Below are 18,306 nucleotides of genomic sequence, written 5' to 3'. Positions count from 1 at the left end.
CGACATGCCGCGCAGAAGTGACCTGACCTCCGTGCTCGTGGTCGGCTCCGGGCCGATCGTGATCGGGCAGGCGGCGGAGTTCGACTATTCCGGGACCCAGGCGTGCCGCGTCCTCAAGGCCGAGGGCCTGCGGGTCATCCTGGTCAACTCCAACCCGGCCACGATCATGACCGACCCCGAGATCGCCGACGCCACCTACGTCGAGCCGATCACGCCGGACATGGTCGAGAAGATCATCGCCAAGGAGCGCCCCGACGCCCTGCTGCCCACCCTGGGCGGGCAGACCGCGCTCAACACCGCGGTGGCCCTGCACGAGTCCGGGGTGCTGGCCAAGTACAACGTCGAGCTCATCGGCGCCAACATCGACGCCATCCAGTCCGGCGAGGACCGCGAGACCTTCAAGGGCATCGTCGAGCGCATCGGCGGCGAATCCGCCCGCTCCCGCATCTGCCACACCCTGGAGGAGTGCCTGGCCGCCGCCGAGGAGCTGCACTACCCCGTGGTGGTGCGCCCCTCCTTCACCATGGGCGGCGCCGGCTCCGGCTTCGCCCACGACGCGACCGAGCTGCGCCGCATCGCCGGCCAGGGGCTCGCGCTCTCGCCCACCACCGAGGTGCTCCTGGAGGAGTCCATCCTCGGCTGGAAGGAGTACGAGCTCGAGCTGATGCGCGACGCCCACGACAACGTGGTCGTCGTCTGCTCCATCGAGAACCTCGACCCCATGGGCGTGCACACCGGCGACTCCATCACCGTCGCCCCCGCCATGACCCTGACCGACCGCGAGTACCAGCGCATGCGCGACATCGGCATCGCGGTCATCCGCGCCGTCGGGGTCGACACCGGCGGCTGCAACATCCAGTTCGCCGTGCACCCCGAGACCGGGCGCATCATCGTCATCGAGATGAACCCCCGGGTCTCGCGCTCCTCCGCCCTGGCCTCCAAGGCCACCGGGTTCCCCATCGCCAAGATCGCCGCCAAGCTGGCCGTGGGCTACACCCTCGACGAGATCCCCAACGACATCACCGCCGAGACCCCCGCCAGTTTCGAGCCGAGCCTCGACTACGTGGTGGTGAAGGTCCCGCGGTTCGCCTTCGAGAAGTTCCCCGGCGCCGACCCCGGCCTGACCACCACCATGAAGTCGGTGGGCGAGGCCATGGCCATCGGCCGCTCCTTCGCCGAGGCCCTCCAGAAGGCCATGCGCTCGCTGGAGAAGAAGGGCGTCGGGTTCACCTGGGCCGGCGAGCCCGGGGCCAAGGACGAGCTGCTGCGCGCCGCCGCCGTGCCCACCGAGACCCGGCTGCGCCTGGTCCAGCAGGCCCTGCGCGCCGGGGCGACCGTGCGCGAGCTGCACGACGCCACCCGGATCGACCCGTGGTTCCTCGACCAGCTGCTGCTGCTGGAGGAGACCGCGCGCCGCCTGGCCGCGGCGCCGGAGCCCACCGCCGAGCTGCTGCGGTCGGCCAAGCGCCTGGGCTTCTCCGACGTCCAGATCGGCGAGATCACCGGCCGCAGCGAGGACGCCGTGCGCGCCCTGCGCGACACGCTGGACATCCACCCGGTGTACCTGACCGTCGACACCTGCGCCGCGGAGTTCGCCGCCCGCACGCCCTACCTGTACTCCAGCTACGACGAGGAGACCGAGGTCCCGCAGGGCACCCGCCCCAAGGTGCTCATCCTCGGCTCGGGCCCCAACCGCATCGGCCAGGGCGTGGAGTTCGACTACAGCTGCGTGCACGCCTCCTTCGCGCTGTCGGAGGCCGGCTACGAGACCGTCATGGTCAACTGCAACCCCGAGACCGTCTCCACCGACTACGACACCAGCGACCGGCTCTACTTCGAGCCGCTCACCCTGGAGGACGTGCTGGAGGTGGTCCGCGCCGAGCAGCAGAGCGGGCCCCTGGCCGGGGTGATCGTCCAGCTGGGCGGGCAGACCCCGCTCGGGCTGGCCCGCCGCCTCAAGGAGGCCGGCGTGCCCATCGTGGGCACCAGCCCCGAGGCCATCGACCTCGCCGAGGACCGCGGCGAGTTCGGCAAGGTCCTGGCCGACGCCGGGCTGCCCGCGCCCAAGCACGGGACCGCGTACTCCTTCGCCGAGGCCAAGCGGGTCGCCGACGAGATCGGCTACCCGGTCATGGTGCGCCCCTCCTACGTGCTGGGCGGGCGCGGCATGGAGATCGTCTACAACGACGCCATGCTCGCCGGCTACATCGAGCGCAACGCCGAGGTCAGCCCCGAGCACCCGGTGCTCATCGACCGCTTCCTCGACGACGCCATCGAGATCGACGTCGACGCCATCTACGACGGCACCGAGCTCTACCTCGGCGGCATCATGGAGCACATCGAGGAGGCCGGCATCCACTCCGGCGACTCCGCGTGCGCCCTGCCCGCCATCACGCTCGGCAACGAGGACTTCGAGCGCATCCGGTACTCCACCGAGGGCATCGCCCGCGGCACCGGCGTGCGCGGGCTGCTCAACGTGCAGTACGCGCTCGCCTCCGGGGTCCTCTACGTCCTGGAGGCCAACCCGCGCGCCTCGCGCACCGTGCCGTTCGTCTCCAAGGCCACGGCGGTCCCGCTGGCCAAGGCGGCCGCCCGCGTGATGCTGGGCACCGGCATCAGCGAGCTGCGCGCCGAAGGACTGCTGCCCGCCGAAGGCGACGGCGGCACGCTGCCGATGGACGCCCCCGTCTCGGTCAAGGAGGCGGTGCTGCCGTTCAACCGCTTCATCGACCGCAAGGGCGAGGGCGTCGACACCGTGCTGGGCCCCGAGATGCGCTCCACCGGCGAGGTCATGGGGCTGGACTCAGCGTTCGGCGCCGCCTACGCCAAGTCCCAGCTGGCGGCCTTCGGGTCCCTGCCGACATCGGGGTCGGTGTTCGTTTCGGTCGCCAACCGCGACAAGCGCACCATGGTCTTCCCGGTCAAGCGCCTGGCCGACCTGGGCTTCGAGATCCTGGCCACCGAGGGCACCGCCTGGGTATTGCGGCGCAACGGAGTGGCCGCAAGGGTCGTGCGCAAACTCAGCGACGGGCCCGGTCCCGACGGCGAACCGACTATCGTGCAACTGATCCACGACGGCGAGGTGGACCTGATCGTCAACACGCCGTTCGGCAGCGCCGGCCAGGCCGGACCGCGGCTGGACGGCTATGAGATCCGCACCGCGGCCGTGGTGCGCGGCGTGCCCAGCGTGACGACCGTGCAGGGGCTGGCCGCGGCGGTCCAGGGCATCGAGTCCCTGGTCCGCGGCGACATCGGCGTGCGCTCCCTCCAGGAGCACGCCGCGGCCCTGCGCGGCGCGGCGCTCTGAGCGCGCGACCATGCATGCCGCGGCGGGGGGNNNGCCCGACGTACGACGTGATCGAGGCGGGACCCGCGGGTGAGTGATTTCGGGCCGGTGCAGATGCGGAGCCCCGTGCTGACCGTGCGCCGCGTGGACGCGTACTACGCCATCACGGTCGTCGCGCCGGGCATCGCCGAGCGGTTCCGGTCGGGCCAGTTCGTGTCGGTGTCGGTCGGCGGGGAGCACTCCGGCATGCTGCTGCGGCGCCCCTTCGCCATCCACGACGTCAAGCCCGACTACGGCGGCACGGTGGAGTTCCTGTTCTCCGTGCGCGGCCCCGGGACCACCTGGCTGTCCGAGCGCCGCTCGCGCGACCTGCTCGACCTGGTGGGCCCCCTGGGCCGGCCCTTCCCGCTGCCCCGCGACCCCGTCAACTGCGTCCTGGCCGGGGGCGGCTCCGGCAGCGCCCCGCTGTTCCCGCTGGCGCAGGCGCTGCGCCGGCGCGGCTGCCGGGTCGACTTCGTCCTGGGCGCGGCCTCGGCCGACCGCGTCTTCAGCGCCATCACCGCCCGCCGGGTCGCCGAGACCGCCACGTTCACCACCGACGACGGCTCGTTCGGGGTGCGCGGGCGGGTCACCGACGCGCTGGGCGGGGTGATCGAGGACGCCCGCTCCGACGTCGTCTACGCCTGCGGGCCGATGCCGATGCTGCGCGAGGTCACCGCCGTGGCCGCCGCCCACGGCATCCCGGTGCAGGTGTCGGTGGAGGAGACCATGGCCTGCGGCACCGGGATCTGCATGAGCTGCGTGATCCCGGTCGTGGGCGACGACGGCATCACCCGCATGGTGCGCTCCTGCGTCGACGGTCCGGTCTTCCGCGGCGAGCGGGTGCGCTTCGACGACGTCGGCACGATCCCCTTCGACGCCCTCGGCGCGCCCGGCTGGAAGGCGCGCGCCGACAAGGACGGCATCGCCGACCGCGAGGCCGGCTGAGCGGTGCTGTGCTGGGTGCTGGTGTGCTGCTCGATGAGGATGGAAGGCCTGCCCCGATGACGCCCAACCTGCGGACCCGGCTCAGCCATGTTGAGCTGGACAACCCGATCATGACCGCTGCGGGGTGCGCCGGGACCGGCCGCGAGCTGGCGCAGTTCTTCGACATCAACCGCATCGGCGCCGTGATCACCAAATCGGTCATGCTCGAACCCCGGGCCGGGTGGCCCGCTCCGCGCATGGCCGAGACCCCCAGCGGGATGCTCAGCGCGATCGGCCTCCAGGGGCCCGGTGTTGAGGTCTTCCTGGAGCGCGACCTGCCCTGGCTGCTGTCGCGCGGCGGCCAGGCGGTCGCCTCGGTCGCAGGGAGCGGCGCCGCCGAGTACGCCGAGCTGGCCCGGCGCCTCTCGGCGGTGCCCGGGGTGCGGATGATCGAGGTCAACCTCTCCTGTCCCGACCCCGCCGCCCAGGGCCGGCACTTCACCGACGACCCGGCGGGCGCGGCGGCCATCGTGCACGCGGTGCGTTCCCACGCCCGCTCCGACATCCCCGTCTTCGCCAAGCTCGCCGCCGACGTGCCCGACCTGGTCGGCCTGGCGGAGGCGTGCGTGGAGGCGCGCGCCGACGGCCTGTCCATGATCAACAGCATGCGGGGCATGGCCATCGACCCCCGCACGCTGCGCCCGGCGGTCGCCGGGGGCATGGGCGGGGTGTCGGGCCCGGCGATCCGGCCGATCGCCGTGGGGTGCGTCTACGAGGTGCACGCGGCGCTGCCCGAGGTGCCCATCATCGGGATGGGCGGCGTGCGCACCGGCGCCGACGTCCTGGAGTTCCTGGCCGCCGGCGCCTCGGCGGTCGCCGTGGGCACCGTGAACTTCTCCGACCCCTCGGCGTGCGTGCGCATCCTGCGGGAGCTGGAGGAGCTCCTCGTCGAGCGCGGCGCCTCGGTCGGCGACCTGATCGGTGCCGCGCACCGCCCCATGGGGGCTGCGCTGGGGCGATACTGAACCGGCGCGCTCAGACGGCCTGTGACGGACCGGTGGCTCCACGGCGCCCCGGTCCCGCCCCGCACCCCGAACGCGCCGCTGCGTGCGGCTGAGGGCCGCGGGGAGACATCGTGCCGCCACATGCATGAACCGGCCGCAAGGGGGAATCGCAGGTTGCAGTGTGTCCATGCCGATCATGTACGCGCCGCCCCTCCGGCGGCACGGACATGCCCGCTCATCACATCGACACGTCACACGTAAGGAGACCGATCGTGGCCGCGCCCATCGCCGTCGCCATCGACGCACCCGACATCGAGACCGCCGCCCGCTGGGCGTCGGCGGTCGCGCCCCACGTCAGCACCGTCAAGGTGGGGCTGGAGCTGTACCTCCGCTACGGCCCCGAAGTGGTCGCCACGCTGCGCGGCGGCACCAAGGTCTCCGTCTTCCTCGACCTCAAGCTGCACGACATCCCGGCCACCGTCGCCGGGGCCGCGCGCAACATCGCCCGGCTCAAGCCGTCGATCCTCACCGTGCACGCCGCCGGCGGGCGCGACATGATCGCGGCCGCGGTCGAGGCCGCCCCCGACACCGCCATCGCGGCGGTCACGGTGCTCACGTCCCTCGACGACGCCGCCCTGGAGCGCGTGGGGCTGCGCGGGCCGTCCCTGGACGCCACCCGGCGCCTGGCGGTCCTGGCGGTCGAGGCCGGCGCCAAGGCGCTCGTCTGCTCGCCGCAGGAGGCCGCGTCGCTGCGCGCCGAGGTCGGCCCCGGCATCACCCTCATCACGCCCGGCGTGCGCCCGGCGGGCGCCGACAAGGGCGACCAGGCGCGCGTCGCCACGCCCGAGGAGGCGCTCGCGGCGGGCGCCGATCTGCTCGTGATCGGTCGGCCGATCACCCGCGCGGCCGACCCCGGCGCGGCGGCGGCCTCCATCGCGGCGGCGCTGCGCCGGGCGGAGTCGGCGTCGGCCTGAGCGCCGTTTTCCTCGCCTGAAGTGACCGATTTCGGACTAATAAAGGTGTCAGAAAGTGACGACCCTAAATTCGGCAAAGGACGACCGTGATGACCTGCGCGGCCCGCGCGATGTGCTCTTTTGCGGTCGGCGCCGGAGTGCGTTCAACAGGGTCCAACGTCCTGAATTTGCCACCTCTCCGCAATCAGGTTGTGACAGAGCGTAATTAGTTGGATGAAATAGCGTTTGAAAGGCCACTTTGCGTTGCCGAACAGGGTCGGAACCTACTAACTTGCGCAGGCGTCCGCCCTCTACATACGAGAGAAAACCGAGGTGACCCGGCGTGGCCCTTCCTCCCCTCACACCTGAACAGCGCGCCGCGGCTCTGGAGAAAGCCGCCAAGGCCAGAAAAGAGCGCGCGGAAGTCAAGAACCGGCTGAAGCACGGTGGCGTGTCCCTCTCCGAGGTGCTCGCCGACGGTCAGGCCGACGACGTCATCGGCAAGATGAAGGTCTCGGCTCTGCTCGAATCGCTCCCCGGCGTCGGCAAGGTCCGCGCCAAGCAGATCATGGAGCGGCTGAACATCGCCGAGTCCCGCCGTGTCCGGGGCCTGGGCGCCAACCAGCGCGCGGCCCTGGAGCGCGAGTTCGGCGGCGGCGAATAGCCGGCACGGCCGGCACCGGCGGCGCCGTCTCCCCCATTTGAGGCGGTGACCGCCGCAGGCGGCGGACCCCCGGCCCCCGGCGCCCCATCAGGCGCCCGGGGCCGGACCCCGGCCGCCGCGACCAGACGTCCCGGCGGGCCGCGCACGCGGCCGGCCGGCGACAGTGCGGACACACGGCCGCGGTGCGGCCGGTGCGAACCCCACGCGGGGCGGACCACCGGTCGTACCGCGGCTCGGTGGTATAAATGACCGACCATCCCGGGCACGGCACCGCGCAGGCGGCGCCCCGCGAGCGCCCCCGGCCCCGCCGCCCCGGGACATCCGCCCGTCCCGCGCTCCCGAGAGTCTGATCCGCACGTGACCACCGCCTCCGGCACCGGAGCCGACCCCGTCGGCCCGGCCACACGGCTCATCGTCCTGTCCGGCCCCTCGGGCGTGGGCAAGAGCACGGTCGTCAGGGAGATCCGCGACCACCACCCCGAGGTGTGGCTGTCGGTCTCGGCGACCACCCGCCCGCCGCGCCCCGGCGAGACAGACGGCGTCGAGTACCACTTCACCGACGACCCCGGGTTCGACCGGCTGATCGCCGAGGGCGAGCTCCTCGAATGGGCCGAGTTCGCCGGCAACCGCTACGGCACCCCCCGGCGCCCGGTCGAGGAGCGCCTGAAAACCGGGCGGCCCGTGCTGCTGGAGATCGACCTCCAGGGCGCGCGCCAAGTGCGCGAGAACATGCCCGGGGCCCTGCTCGTCTTCCTGGCCCCGCCCTCGTGGGAGGAGCTGGTGCGCCGCCTCACCGGCCGCGGCACCGAGGCCCCCGACGTCATCCAGCGGCGCCTGGACGCCGCCCGCGTCGAACTCGCCGCCGAGAAGGAGTTCGACACCACGCTCGTCAACACATCCGTGCAGGACGTACGGGACGAACTGCTAGCGTTGGTCCGCGCACCGCAGGTGTGAGGCCCGGCGCGCCCCGTCGCATATGCTTCTAAGCGCCGACAACCATCCCGCAGGCCCGCAGGGGCCACGACCGACCAGGGGGACGCACGTGGCTGGCACCAGGCCCGTCGCCGAAGGCATCACCAACCCGCCCATCGACGACCTCCTCGAGTGCGTCGACAGCAAGTACAGCCTGGTCACCATGGCCTCCAAGCGCGCCCGGCAGATCAACGCCTACTACGCCCAGCTGGGCGAGGGCCTGCTCGAATACGTGGGCCCGCTCGTCGAGACCCAGGTGCAGGAGAAGGCGCTGTCCATCGCGCTGCGCGAGGTCAAGTCCGGGCTGCTGACCGCGGAGCCCTACGAGGGTTCCTGAGGGGCGGTCCGCGGGCGCGCGGCGCCCGTTGGCTAGAGTCCGTTTCGTGAACACTGACCACCCGACCGAGGTCGTGCTGGGAGTCGGCGCGGGCATCGCCGCCTACAAGGTCTGCGAGCTGCTCCGCCGCTTCACCGAGTCCGGGCACCGCGTCCAGGTCGTCCCGACCGCCGACGCCCTGCGCTTCGTGGGCGAGCCCACGTGGGCGGCCCTGTCCGGTCGGCCGGTCGCCACCGGCGTGTGGGACCGGGTCCACGAGGTCCCGCACGTGCGCATCGGCCAGCGGGCCGACCTCGTGTTCGTCGCCCCGGCCACCGCCGACCTGCTCGCCAAGGCGGCGCACGGGATCGCCGACGACCTGCTCACCAACACGCTGCTCACCGCGCGATGTCCGGTGGTCTTCGCCCCGGCGATGCACACCGAGATGTGGGAGCACCCGGCCACCCGCGCCAACGTCGCCACCCTGCGCTCGCGGGGGGCGATCGTGCTCGACCCGGCCGTGGGCCGGCTCACGGGGGCCGACACCGGCCCCGGCCGGCTCCCCGACCCCGATCTCCTCTTCGCCGCCGCCCGGCGCGTCCTGGCGCACGGCGGCGCCCCCTCCGGCCTGGCCGGACGCCGGGTGCTGATCTCCGCCGGCGGCACCCGCGAGCCCATCGACCCGGTCCGCTTCATCGGCAACCGCTCCTCGGGCCGCCAGGGCTACGCGCTCGCGGCCACCGCCCTGGCGCGCGGCGCCGAGGTCGTGCTCGTGTCGGCCAACGTCGGACTGCCCGATCCCGCGGGCGCCGACGTGCGCCGGGTGGGCTCCGCGCAGGAGCTGCGCGAGGCGGTGCTCGCCGAGCGGGCCAAGGCCGACGTCATCGTGATGGCCGCCGCCGTCGCCGACTTCCGGCCCGTGTCCAGCGCCGAAGGCAAGATCAAGAAGACCGGAGCCGGGCCCGCCCCCATCGAGCTGGTCGAGAACCCCGACATCCTGCTGGAGATCAGCGGCGAGCGCGCCCGCGCGGGCCAGGTGGTCGTGGGGTTCGCGGCCGAGACCGACCACGTCCTGGAGTACGGCCGCGCCAAGCTCGCGCGCAAGGGCTGCGACCTGCTGGTCGTCAACCAGGTGGGCGGCGGCCGGGCGTTCGGGACCGAGGACAACCAGGCGATGGTGCTCGGCGCCGACGGCTCGGCGACGGAGATCCCCAACGGTCCCAAGGAGGACCTGGCCGACCGTGTCTGGGATCTCGTCGAGCCACGCCTGGCGCCCGGCCATACCGATCGGTAGTGTTGCGCCATCAGCGACCCGGTTTCGCTGTACGCTACGGAATTCCCAGTACAGGGCCATGATCGGCACGCCACCGGAAATTTCCTTGTGTCGTGCGTCACATTGCGCCCGCGGGGGTTCTGAAGAGGGCATCCGCGGTCGCGCGGCGCCACGGCACGGCCCGGGGCACGCCCGGGTCGCACGGGCCGTACCATCGCTCTTCAGGCGCTGCCGCAGGCAGCCCACTACAGTGGAACAGCAAGAACCAACCGCGTCGGACGGTGTTCGCCGCAGGGGCCTCCCATACCCCCTCGGCGGCCGGGCCGCGCCGACAACTGTCAGCCAGCAGCCGCTGCAAGGAGTCCCTCAACGTGTCCCGTCGCCTTTTCACCTCCGAGTCGGTCACCGAAGGCCACCCCGACAAGATGGCCGACCAGATCAGTGACGCGATCCTCGACGCGATGCTCAAGGACGACCCGGCCAGCCGGGTCGCCGTCGAGACCCTGATCACCACCGGACAGGTGCACGTCGCCGGTGAGGTCACCACGCAGACCTACGTCGACATCCCCGCCATCATCCGCGAAAAGATCCTGGCCATCGGCTACGACTCCTCCGCCAAGGGCTTCGACGGCGCCTCCTGCGGGGTGTCGGTCTCCATCGGCTCCCAGTCGCCCGACATCGCCCAGGGCGTCGACACCGCCTACGAGGCGCGCGTCGAGAACGAGGGCGACGACCTCGACCGCCAGGGCGCCGGCGACCAGGGCCTGATGTTCGGCTACGCCAACCGCGAGACCCCCGAGCTGATGCCGCTGCCCATCAAGCTCGCCCACGCGCTGTCGCAGCGGCTGTCGGCGGTCCGCCGCGACGGCACCGTGCCCTACCTGCGCCCCGACGGCAAGACCCAGGTCACCGTCGAGTACGACGGCCAGGTCCCGGTGCGGCTCGACACCGTCGTCGTCTCCAGCCAGCACGCCCCCGACATCGACCTCAACGAGCTGCTGACCCCCGACATCAAGGAGCACGTGATCGAGCCGGTCGTGGCCAGCTACGGCCTCGACGCCGACGGCTACCGGCTGCTCGTCAACCCCACCGGCCGCTTCGAGATCGGCGGGCCGATGGGCGACGCCGGGCTCACCGGCCGCAAGATCATCGTCGACACCTACGGCGGCTACGCCCGCCACGGCGGCGGCGCCTTCTCGGGCAAGGACCCCTCCAAGGTCGACCGCTCCGCCGCCTACGCCACGCGCTGGGTCGCCAAGAACATCGTCGCCGCCGGGCTGGCCGACCGCGCCGAGGTGCAGGTCGCCTACGCCATCGGCAAGGCCCACCCGGTCGGGGTGTTCATCGAGACCTTCGGCACCGAGCAGGTGGCCCCCGACGTCATCGAGAAGGCCGTCCTGGAGGTCTTCGACCTCCGCCCGGCCGCGATCGTGCGCGACCTCCAGCTGCTGCGCCCGATCTACTCGGGCACGGCCGCCTACGGCCACTTCGGCCGCGAGGAGCCCGAGTTCACCTGGGAGCAGACCGACCGCGCCCAGGCCCTGAAGTCCGCGGTGGGCGCCTGACCGGGGTCCGCCCCGGCCGCTGCCCGGACAACGGCCGTGTCCCCGTGGGGGCACGGCCGTTGTGGTGTCTCCCGTCGGCGCCGCGCCGCTGATCACTTTTCGTCACTATGCCGGTCCCCGCGGTGATCTTCGCGGTACGCTGGCGGCCGTTCCCGGCCAGCGGCGGGAACCGCGTCCTCCTGTGCCGCGAAAGTGCTGGAGCGCGACCTTCACAGTGGCGTGCGTCTCATGGCATGCTGTCGCGTGGCTACTGCATACGGTATGTCCGAACGTGGTCGTCCGGCGGTGGCCGAGGGGAGAGGAGACCTCTTGTCCGCGCTGGCCGTACTGGACCGCGAGCGCTCCGTCGCGTCGTGGGGATACAACCGCTGGCTCATCCCGCCCGCTGCGCTGGCCGTGCACCTGTCCATCGGGCAGGCCTACGCCACCAGCGTCTACAAGAACTCCCTCGTGGCCCACTTCGACGTGGGCCAGACGGAGATCGGCATCATCTTCTCCATCGCCATCGTGATGCTCGGCCTGTCGGCCGCGGTGGGCGGCACCTGGGTGGAGCGCAACGGCCCGCGCAAGGCGATGCTCGTCTCCGCCGTGTGCTGGAGCACGGGCTTCCTCGTCGGCGCCCTGGGGATCGCCACGGGGCAGCTGTGGCTGCTCTACCTCGGCTACGGGGTGATCGGCGGGATCGGCCTGGGCATCGGCTACATCTCCCCGGTCTCCACCCTGATCAAGTGGTTCCCCGACCGCCCCGGGCTCGCCACCGGCATGGCGATCATGGGCTTCGGCGGCGGCGCCCTGGTCGCCACCCCGGTCTCCGACCAGCTCATGGGGTTCTACGACCCCTCCTACGACTCCGCCGTGGCCGGGTCGGTCGCCTCCGGCGGGGCGCTGGTCGGGCTCTTCGTCACGCTGGGCCTGGGCTACCTGGTGCTGATGACCATGGGCGTGCTGCTCATCCGCGTGCCCCCGGAGGGGTGGCGGCCCGCCGGGTTCGACCCCGACACCGTGCGCCGCGCCCCGATGATCACCACCGCGAGCGTGTCGGCCGCCACGGCCATCCGCACCCCGCAGTTCTGGCTGCTGTGGGTGGTGCTCTTCAGCAACGTCACCGCGGGCATCGGCCTTCTCGAACACGCCAGCCCGCTCATCCAGGACTTCTTCCGCGACGGCTCGCAGACCGCGGTGACCGCGGTCGCCGCCGGCGGGTTCGTCGGCATGCTCTCACTGTTCAACATGGCCGGCAGGTTCGGCTGGTCGACGGCCTCCGACCGCATCGGCCGCAAGCCCGTCTACATCATCTACCTGGGCGCGGGGGCGGTCTGCTACACGCTGCTGGCGACGGTCGGCGGCGCCTCCACGGTGCTGTTCGTGGGCCTGGCCTGCATCATCCTGTCGTTCTACGGCGGCGGCTTCGCGACCGTCCCGGCCTACCTGCGCGACCTGTTCGGCACCTACCAGGTGGGCGCCATCCACGGCCGGCTGCTCACCGCGTGGTCGGCGGCGGGGATCGCCGGGCCGCTCATCGTCAACGGGTTCCTCGACGCCGAGGGCGAGCCGGGCACCCTCACCCAGAGCGCCTACCAGGCCCCGCTGTTCACCATGGTGGCGATCCTGGCGGTCGGCTTCGCCGCCAACCTCGCGATCCGCCCGGTCGCGGCGCGCTTCCACGAACCCGAGCCCGACACGCCCCCGGCCGGAGCCGGCACCGGCCCCGCGGAGCCGGCGGCCGGGCCGGCGGCCCTCGTCGCGGGCGCCCGGCGCGTTCCGTGGCTGGTGCTGTCGTGGGCCGTGGTGGCGCTGCTGCTGGGCTACGCGGTCATCCGCGTCGCGCTCACCGCCTCCCGGCTGTTCACCGGATGAGACGCGGACGGGGGCGCGGCGCGTCGCACCCCCGTCCGCCGTGTACCGGGGCGCTCAGTGATCCGGGGGCCGGCGGGCGCTCAGCGTTCCGGGAACCGGGCCAGCGTCCACTTCTGCACGGCCTCCAGCGGGCCGTGCCGGAAACGGCGCAGCCACAGCGTCGACGCCGTCAGCAGCACCAGGCAGACGGCCGCCCACAGGCCGAGCACCCACCACGGGCCCGTCCCGGCCAGCCGCGACGCCAGGCCCAGGCCGAACCCGTAGCACGCGAGCATGCACAGCACGTTCTGGAGCACGTAGCCGCTCAGGGCCGTGCGGCCCAGCGACGACAGGCCGGTGATCAGCGCGCCCGGGCGCCGCACGCGGTCCATCGCCCAGCCGATGAGCCCGATGAACCCCACCGCGAGAAGGGGCGCGGCCAGGTAGCGGTCGGCGAAGAAGAACGCGTCCCCGGCCAGCGTCGTCGCGAGGTTGAGCGGGAGCCCGAGGCCCAGCCCCCATGCCATCAGCCGCGCCCGGATGCGCCGCGCGGCCTCGTCGCCGCCGAATGCGCCGGCGCGGAACAGCCGGACGCCGACCAGGAACAGGACCACCATCAGCGCGAAGGAGAGGACCGGCTCGATCCTCAGCAACGCCAGGTGGTTCAGCCGGAACGCGATCTGGGCGAGGTAGCCGCCCTCGGCGTAGAGGCCGACGACGTCGGCCGGCGGGCCGCTCGCGCCACCGGTGCCGGTGCCGAGCCCGACGACCAGGAACTGCGCCCCGGTGATCAGCGCGATGAGCACGGTGTGCACGACGGCGGCCGTCCACAGGGCGATGCGCCGCGCGCGTTCGGTCCGGGCGAGCAGCCAGGCCACCAGCAGGGCGGTCACGGCGTAGCCCATGAGCACGTCCCAGGCGAAGACCAGGGTGAAGTGGACGGTGCCCTCGGCGAAGAGGAACAGCGCCCGGCGCGGGTAGGTGCCGGGCCACGCGCGGCCGCGCTGCGTGGCCGACCGGTACTGGATGGCCAGGCCGACCCCGAAGAGCAGGGTGAGCATCGCCAGGAACTTGCCGTTGGCCGCGAAGCGGACGGCCGCCTCCAGCACCGTCCCCAGCGAGGGGTCGGCCAGCGCGGCGGCGGCCGGCGCGATCGCGGCCCCGTCGAACAGCAGGCCGGCCTCCGCGCCCGGCGCCGCGAAGATCCACACGTTGGTGCCCAGGGTGCCCAGGATGGCCGTCCCGCGCAGGACGTCGAGGAGGGGCAGCCGCCGCCCGCCTCCGCCGTCCGGCCGCCCGGGCGGGGACTCTGCTGAGCGGGTCGCGGTCGGGTCCATGGTGAACTGCCCCCTGATCGGCCGGTGCGGCGGCCACTGTGGCGCCGCGGACGGTCTCAGGGTGGCCGCACCGGGCACGGGCGCGCGTCCTGCGCGCAGCCGATTTCCGCGTACGGCTTTGGATGTAGGCCGGCGGACCCGCCGCCCCTGGCGCGGACCCCCGCCCGCGCCGGCCGGGGTCAGATCCGGATGGTCGTGCTGCGGACGATCTCGAAGACGGGGTGGGCCGCCGCCTCCTTCTCGAACTCCTCCACGGGGGAGTCGGGCGACGCCTCGAAGTAGGGGGCGACCACCAGCGCCGTCCGCGGGTCCTGCACGTACTCGCGCAGCACCGGGGCCGCGCGCTCCGGGCCGACCTCGACGACGCTGACGAGCTCGATCCACCCGCCGTGGCGCAACGTGGCGAAGCCGTCGCGGCGAATGTTGCGCACCCAGCCCACCACGCCGTACGGGGCGACGAGGAACCGGCCCTGCTCGGTCTCGGTCAGGCTGACCGGGGTCGTGCGCAGGAAGCCGGACTTGCGTCCGCGCGTGGTCAGCAGCTGCACCCGGGACGGGCCGATCCCGTACCGGATGAACCCTCCCAGGACGGCATTGGCGGTGCGCCGCAGCTTCGTCATCTGGAAGTGGGTGGCTTCGTTGCCCATCGGCATCTCCCTCGTTCGGCTCCTCACCATATTGTGCTTTGTGCCGTTAGCGCCGCGAGCCGGAAACGGCCCGCGGCGCGTGGGTGTGTTGCCCGCTCAGCCTGTGCGGAGCGGATGCGCCTCAGCGGAACGCGGAGATCCCGGTGACCGACTGGCCCAGGCTGAGGGCGTGGATCTCCTCGGTGCCCTCGTAGGTCGCCACCGTCTCCAGGTTCAGCATGTGCCGCAGGACCGGGTACTCCAGGGTGATGCCGTTGGCGCCGTGGATGGACCGCGCGGTGCGGGCGACCCGCTGGGCGGCGGCGACGTTGGCGAACTTGCCGAAGCTGACGTGGTCGCGGTGGCAGTCGCCCTGGTCCTTGAGCCGGCCGATCTGTAGCGCGGTCAGCCCGGCCTGGTTGACGTCGACCAGCATGTCGGCGAGCTTGCGCTGCGTGAGCTGGAAGCCGGCGATGGGGGAGCCGAACTGCTCGCGGGTGAGCGCGTAGTCGCGGGCGGCCGTGTAGGAGGCGCGGGCCGACCCCACGACCCCCCACACGATCCCGTACCGGGCCTCGTTGAGGCACGACAGGGCCGAGCCGAGGCCGCGCGTGCCCGGCAGCAGCGCGTCGCCGGGCAGCCGCACGCCCTCTAGGACGAGTTCGGCGGTGATCGAGGCGCGCAGGGACAGCTTGTGGTGGACCACGTTGGCGGTGAACCCCGGCGTGCCGGCGGGGACGAGGAACCCGCGGATGCCGTCGTCGGTGGCGGCCCACACCACGGCGACGTCGGCGATCGTCCCGTTGGTGATCCACATCTTGGTGCCGTCGAGGACCCAGTCGGACCCGTCGCGGCGGGCGCGCGTGCGCATGGAGCCCGGGTCGCTGCCGGAGTCGGGCTCGGTGAGCCCGAAGCAGCCGAGCGCCTCGCCCGCGGCCATGCGCGGCAGCCACCCGGTCTTCTGCTCCTCGGAGCCGAACTTGTGGATCGCGGCCATGGCCAGCGAGCCCTGGACCGACACGAAGCTGCGCAGCCCGGAGTCGGCGGCCTCCAGCTCGCGGCAGGCCAGCCCGTAGGCGACGGCGCTCGCCCCGGCGCAGCCGTAGCCCTCCAGGTGCATGCCGAACACGCCGAGGTCGCCGAAGGTCTTGGCGAGGCCGCGCGGGTCGGGGATGGTCCCGGCCTCGAACCAGTCGGCGACGTGCGGCAGCAGCTCGCGGGTGGCGAAGTCGCGCACGGCGTCGCGGATGTCGCGCTCCTCGGGGGAGAGCGTGCCGTCGACGGCGAGGAAGTCATGGGGGTCGGGTGCGGCGGCCTTGCGCGGCTCGCTCATGGGCGGTGGTCCTTTCGGGTCCGGGTGTCCTGCGGTCGGTGGCGGGTGACGTGTCATCCGACGGGGTGCTGGTAGGCGGCGCCGCGCGCCAGCATCGCGTCGATCCGGTCGGCGGGCAGCCCCAGTTCGGCCAGGATGCGCGCGGTGTGCTGGCCCAGCAGCGGGGGAGGGGCCGCAGGGGCGCCAGCGGGCCCGGCGGGATCGGCGGAGTCCATGCGGAACCCCGCGCGGACGGTCTCCAGCCGCCCGGCGAGCGGGTGGTCCGACGCCAGGAGGACGTCGTCGCCGGCGGCCTCGGCGGTGCGCACGGCGTCGAGCACGCCGCGGACGCGGCCCACCGGGACCCCGGCGTCCAGCAGCAGAGCCGTCCAGGCCGCGGCGGTCCGGGTGCGCAGGGTCGCGGTGATCTCGCCGACGAGTTCGTCCCGGTGGGCGACGCGGTCGGGGTTGGTGGCGAACCGGGGGTCGGCGGCGAGGTCGGGGCGCTCCAGCACCTGGCACAGCCGCCGGTAGAGCGTGTCGTTGCCCGCGGCGATGACGATCTCGGAGTCGGCGGCGGGGAACGCCTGGTAGGGCACGATGCTGGCGTGGGCGTTGCCGAAGCGCCCCGGCTCCTCCCCGGTGACCAGGGCGTTCTGCGCGACGTTGACCAGGCCCGACAGGGCGGAGTTGATCAGCGACACGGTGACGTGCTCGCCCCGCCCCGTGGCCCGGGCGCGTACGAGCGCGCCCAGGACCGCCACGGCGGCGTTGAGCCCGGTGAGGACGTCGGTGATCGCGACCCCGACCTTGGCGGGCGGCCCGCCGAGGTCGCCGGTCACGGCCATCAGCCCGCTCTCGGCCTGCATGATCAGGTCGAAGCCGGGGCGGCCCTCGGGGCTGTGGCCGGGGCCGAAGCCGGTGATCGAGCAGTAGACCACGGCGGGGTTGCGCCGGGCGACGGCGGCGTGGTCCAGGCCCAGGCGTTCGATCACCCCCGGCCGGAAGTTCTGGAGGACCACGTCTGCGCCGGCGCACAGGTCCTGCACCGCCGCCAGGCCGTCGGGGTCCTTGACGTCCACGGCCAGGCTGCGCTTGCCGCGGTTGACGGCGAGGTAGTAGGCGGCCTCGCCCCCGGCCGACGGCGGCCCCCAGGCGCGCGTGTCGTCGCCGTGCCCGGGGTGCTCGACCTTGACCACCTCGGCGCCCATGTCGGCCAGCAGCATGGTCGCGTAGGGCCCGGCCAGGACCCGGGACAGGTCGGCCACCCGGACCCCGGCCAGCGGGGGAGGTGGTGCGGGGCCGGCCGGTGCTGCTCCAGGGCCGGCGGCTGTGCCGTCGCCGGACGTGTCGCCGGACATACCGTCGTCGTTCGCCGTATCCACCTTGTGCGCTCCTCGTCTCCGCCGGGGGTGGGTGAGCCGGTGCGGCGCGTCAGGGCCGGTCCGCGGACGCGGTCCCCTTGCGCAGCTGGTGGTAGGTCTCCAGGCAGCGCCGGAGCGCGGTGACGAGGGCGGCGCCCGACTGGCCGGCGTAGCGCGTCTGCACGCGCTCGACGATCTCGGCGAGGTCGCCGGTCACCGAGAGCCCCTCGACCAGCGCACGGAAGAAGTCCTTGGCGAGGTCGGTGAGGAGCGTGGTGTCGGCGGCGACGATGCGGCCGTCGGACAGGTTCACCGCGAGGACGACGCCCAGGCGCTCGTACTGGGCGTGGCTCGCCACGGTGTCGGGCAGCCGGGCGTAGCCGGAGACGAGGACCACATCGGGGTCCTGCAAGAGCTCGGTGGTGCGATCGGGACGGCGCACGGGTCCCCCTCCAATGGGCAGCGTAAAACTCCGGTGTGCTGGAGTCTCGCGCCTGGCAGGGCGGCCGGGAGAGCCGGGCGTCCTCAGCGGGAGGGCAGACGAGACCAGTATCACCGATGGGCTCGGTCCATTGTCAATCCTCCGGGTGATCCGCCCTGTTGTTCCGCCCGCCCTGCCGTTCGGGGCTGCCCGGGTTGCGAGGTTTCGGACCCGGTGCGATATAGTCCACCGCAGGTCATGAGTGCCAGCGTCAAGCCCCGGCTTGCTGGCCGGCAACCCTCCTTCCGCGGTGGGGTGCCCCGGGTGAGGACCAGGTCGAGACACGACCGCTTCGTAACCGTGTCAGGCAAGCGCGGACCCCAGCCGGTCCGGAGCCGCAGTGCTGCGCGC

At 72.9% G+C, this 18,306-nt stretch carries 15 protein-coding genes and 1 riboswitch; of the genes, 10 read left to right on the top strand and 5 right to left on the bottom strand.

The genetic code is table 11. The features are described from left to right. Positions 1-4 precede the first annotated feature (4 nt). From carB to ACFOVU_RS22390, 10 genes are all read left to right on the top strand, one after another. The gene (gene carB / locus ACFOVU_RS22435; protein ID WP_378536736.1) at positions 5-3,307 is read left to right on the top strand and encodes a carbamoyl-phosphate synthase large subunit; all 3,303 of its coding nucleotides are present in this window, start codon (positions 5-7) and stop codon (positions 3,305-3,307) included. A gap of 69 nt (positions 3,308-3,376) precedes the next feature. Next, positions 3,377-4,273 carry a dihydroorotate dehydrogenase electron transfer subunit gene (locus ACFOVU_RS22430; RefSeq protein WP_378536735.1) on the top strand — a complete coding sequence of 299 codons (897 nt, stop codon included), beginning with the start codon at positions 3,377-3,379 and terminating at the stop codon, positions 4,271-4,273. A gap of 56 nt (positions 4,274-4,329) precedes the next feature. Then, a complete protein-coding gene (locus ACFOVU_RS22425; RefSeq protein ID WP_378536733.1) occupies positions 4,330-5,277 on the top strand; it encodes a dihydroorotate dehydrogenase in 948 nt (315 codons plus the stop codon). Positions 5,278-5,528: 251 nt separating this feature from the next. Beyond that, positions 5,529-6,230, top strand: a complete 702-nt coding sequence (pyrF, locus tag ACFOVU_RS22420) for an orotidine-5'-phosphate decarboxylase (RefSeq protein WP_378536732.1) — start codon at positions 5,529-5,531, stop codon at positions 6,228-6,230. A 322-nt stretch (positions 6,231-6,552) separates the two neighbouring features. Then, positions 6,553-6,873, top strand: coding sequence for an integration host factor, actinobacterial type (gene mihF, locus ACFOVU_RS22415; protein WP_378536730.1), 321 nt, complete (start codon positions 6,553-6,555; stop codon positions 6,871-6,873). A gap of 357 nt (positions 6,874-7,230) precedes the next feature. After that, positions 7,231-7,827: a guanylate kinase gene (gene gmk / locus ACFOVU_RS22410; RefSeq protein WP_378536729.1), complete on the top strand. Its 597-nt coding sequence runs from the start codon at positions 7,231-7,233 to the stop codon at positions 7,825-7,827. Between the two features lie 88 nt (positions 7,828-7,915). After that, a complete protein-coding gene (gene rpoZ, locus ACFOVU_RS22405) occupies positions 7,916-8,182 on the top strand; it encodes a DNA-directed RNA polymerase subunit omega (RefSeq protein ID WP_378536727.1) in 267 nt (88 codons plus the stop codon). Between the two features lie 46 nt (positions 8,183-8,228). After that, positions 8,229-9,455 (top strand): bifunctional phosphopantothenoylcysteine decarboxylase/phosphopantothenate--cysteine ligase CoaBC, encoded by a 1,227-nt coding sequence (gene coaBC / locus ACFOVU_RS22400; RefSeq protein ID WP_378536726.1) that lies wholly within the window; start codon positions 8,229-8,231, stop codon positions 9,453-9,455. 350 nt (positions 9,456-9,805) lie between these two features. Continuing rightward, positions 9,806-10,999, top strand: coding sequence for a methionine adenosyltransferase (gene metK, locus ACFOVU_RS22395; protein WP_378536724.1), 1,194 nt, complete (start codon positions 9,806-9,808; stop codon positions 10,997-10,999). 318 nt (positions 11,000-11,317) lie between these two features. Beyond that, positions 11,318-12,856 carry an OFA family MFS transporter gene (locus ACFOVU_RS22390; protein WP_378536790.1) on the top strand — a complete coding sequence of 513 codons (1,539 nt, stop codon included), beginning with the start codon at positions 11,318-11,320 and terminating at the stop codon, positions 12,854-12,856. Between the two features lie 80 nt (positions 12,857-12,936). On the opposite strand, the gene ACFOVU_RS22385 is transcribed toward ACFOVU_RS22390, so the two are convergent. The 5 genes from ACFOVU_RS22385 to ACFOVU_RS22365 all read right to left on the bottom strand — a co-directional run bounded on the left by ACFOVU_RS22385 (position 12,937) and on the right by ACFOVU_RS22365 (position 17,916). Then, positions 12,937-14,172, bottom strand: coding sequence for a DUF418 domain-containing protein (locus ACFOVU_RS22385; protein ID WP_378536723.1), 1,236 nt, complete (start codon positions 14,170-14,172; stop codon positions 12,937-12,939). Positions 14,173-14,351: 179 nt separating this feature from the next. Beyond that, positions 14,352-14,819: a nitroreductase/quinone reductase family protein gene (locus ACFOVU_RS22380; protein WP_378536721.1), complete on the bottom strand. Its 468-nt coding sequence runs from the start codon at positions 14,817-14,819 to the stop codon at positions 14,352-14,354. Between the two features lie 121 nt (positions 14,820-14,940). Beyond that, complete coding sequence (locus ACFOVU_RS22375) at positions 14,941-16,131, bottom strand: acyl-CoA dehydrogenase family protein (protein ID WP_378536719.1); 1,191 nt, start codon at positions 16,129-16,131, stop codon at positions 14,941-14,943. A gap of 53 nt (positions 16,132-16,184) precedes the next feature. Continuing rightward, positions 16,185-17,471 (bottom strand): CaiB/BaiF CoA transferase family protein, encoded by a 1,287-nt coding sequence (locus ACFOVU_RS22370; protein ID WP_378536789.1) that lies wholly within the window; start codon positions 17,469-17,471, stop codon positions 16,185-16,187. A gap of 73 nt (positions 17,472-17,544) precedes the next feature. Further along, positions 17,545-17,916: a DUF3870 domain-containing protein gene (locus ACFOVU_RS22365; RefSeq protein ID WP_378536718.1), complete on the bottom strand. Its 372-nt coding sequence runs from the start codon at positions 17,914-17,916 to the stop codon at positions 17,545-17,547. A gap of 233 nt (positions 17,917-18,149) precedes the next feature. Beyond that, positions 18,150-18,275, top strand: a riboswitch (SAM riboswitch). Positions 18,276-18,306: the final 31 nt, after the last annotated feature.

Source organism: Nocardiopsis sediminis (assembly GCF_042650565.1).
GTDB lineage: Bacteria > Actinomycetota > Actinomycetes > Streptosporangiales > Streptosporangiaceae > Nocardiopsis_B > Nocardiopsis_B sediminis.
Note: the sequence above shows the minus strand (reverse complement) of the source record. Positions and strands in the feature narration are given on the sequence as shown.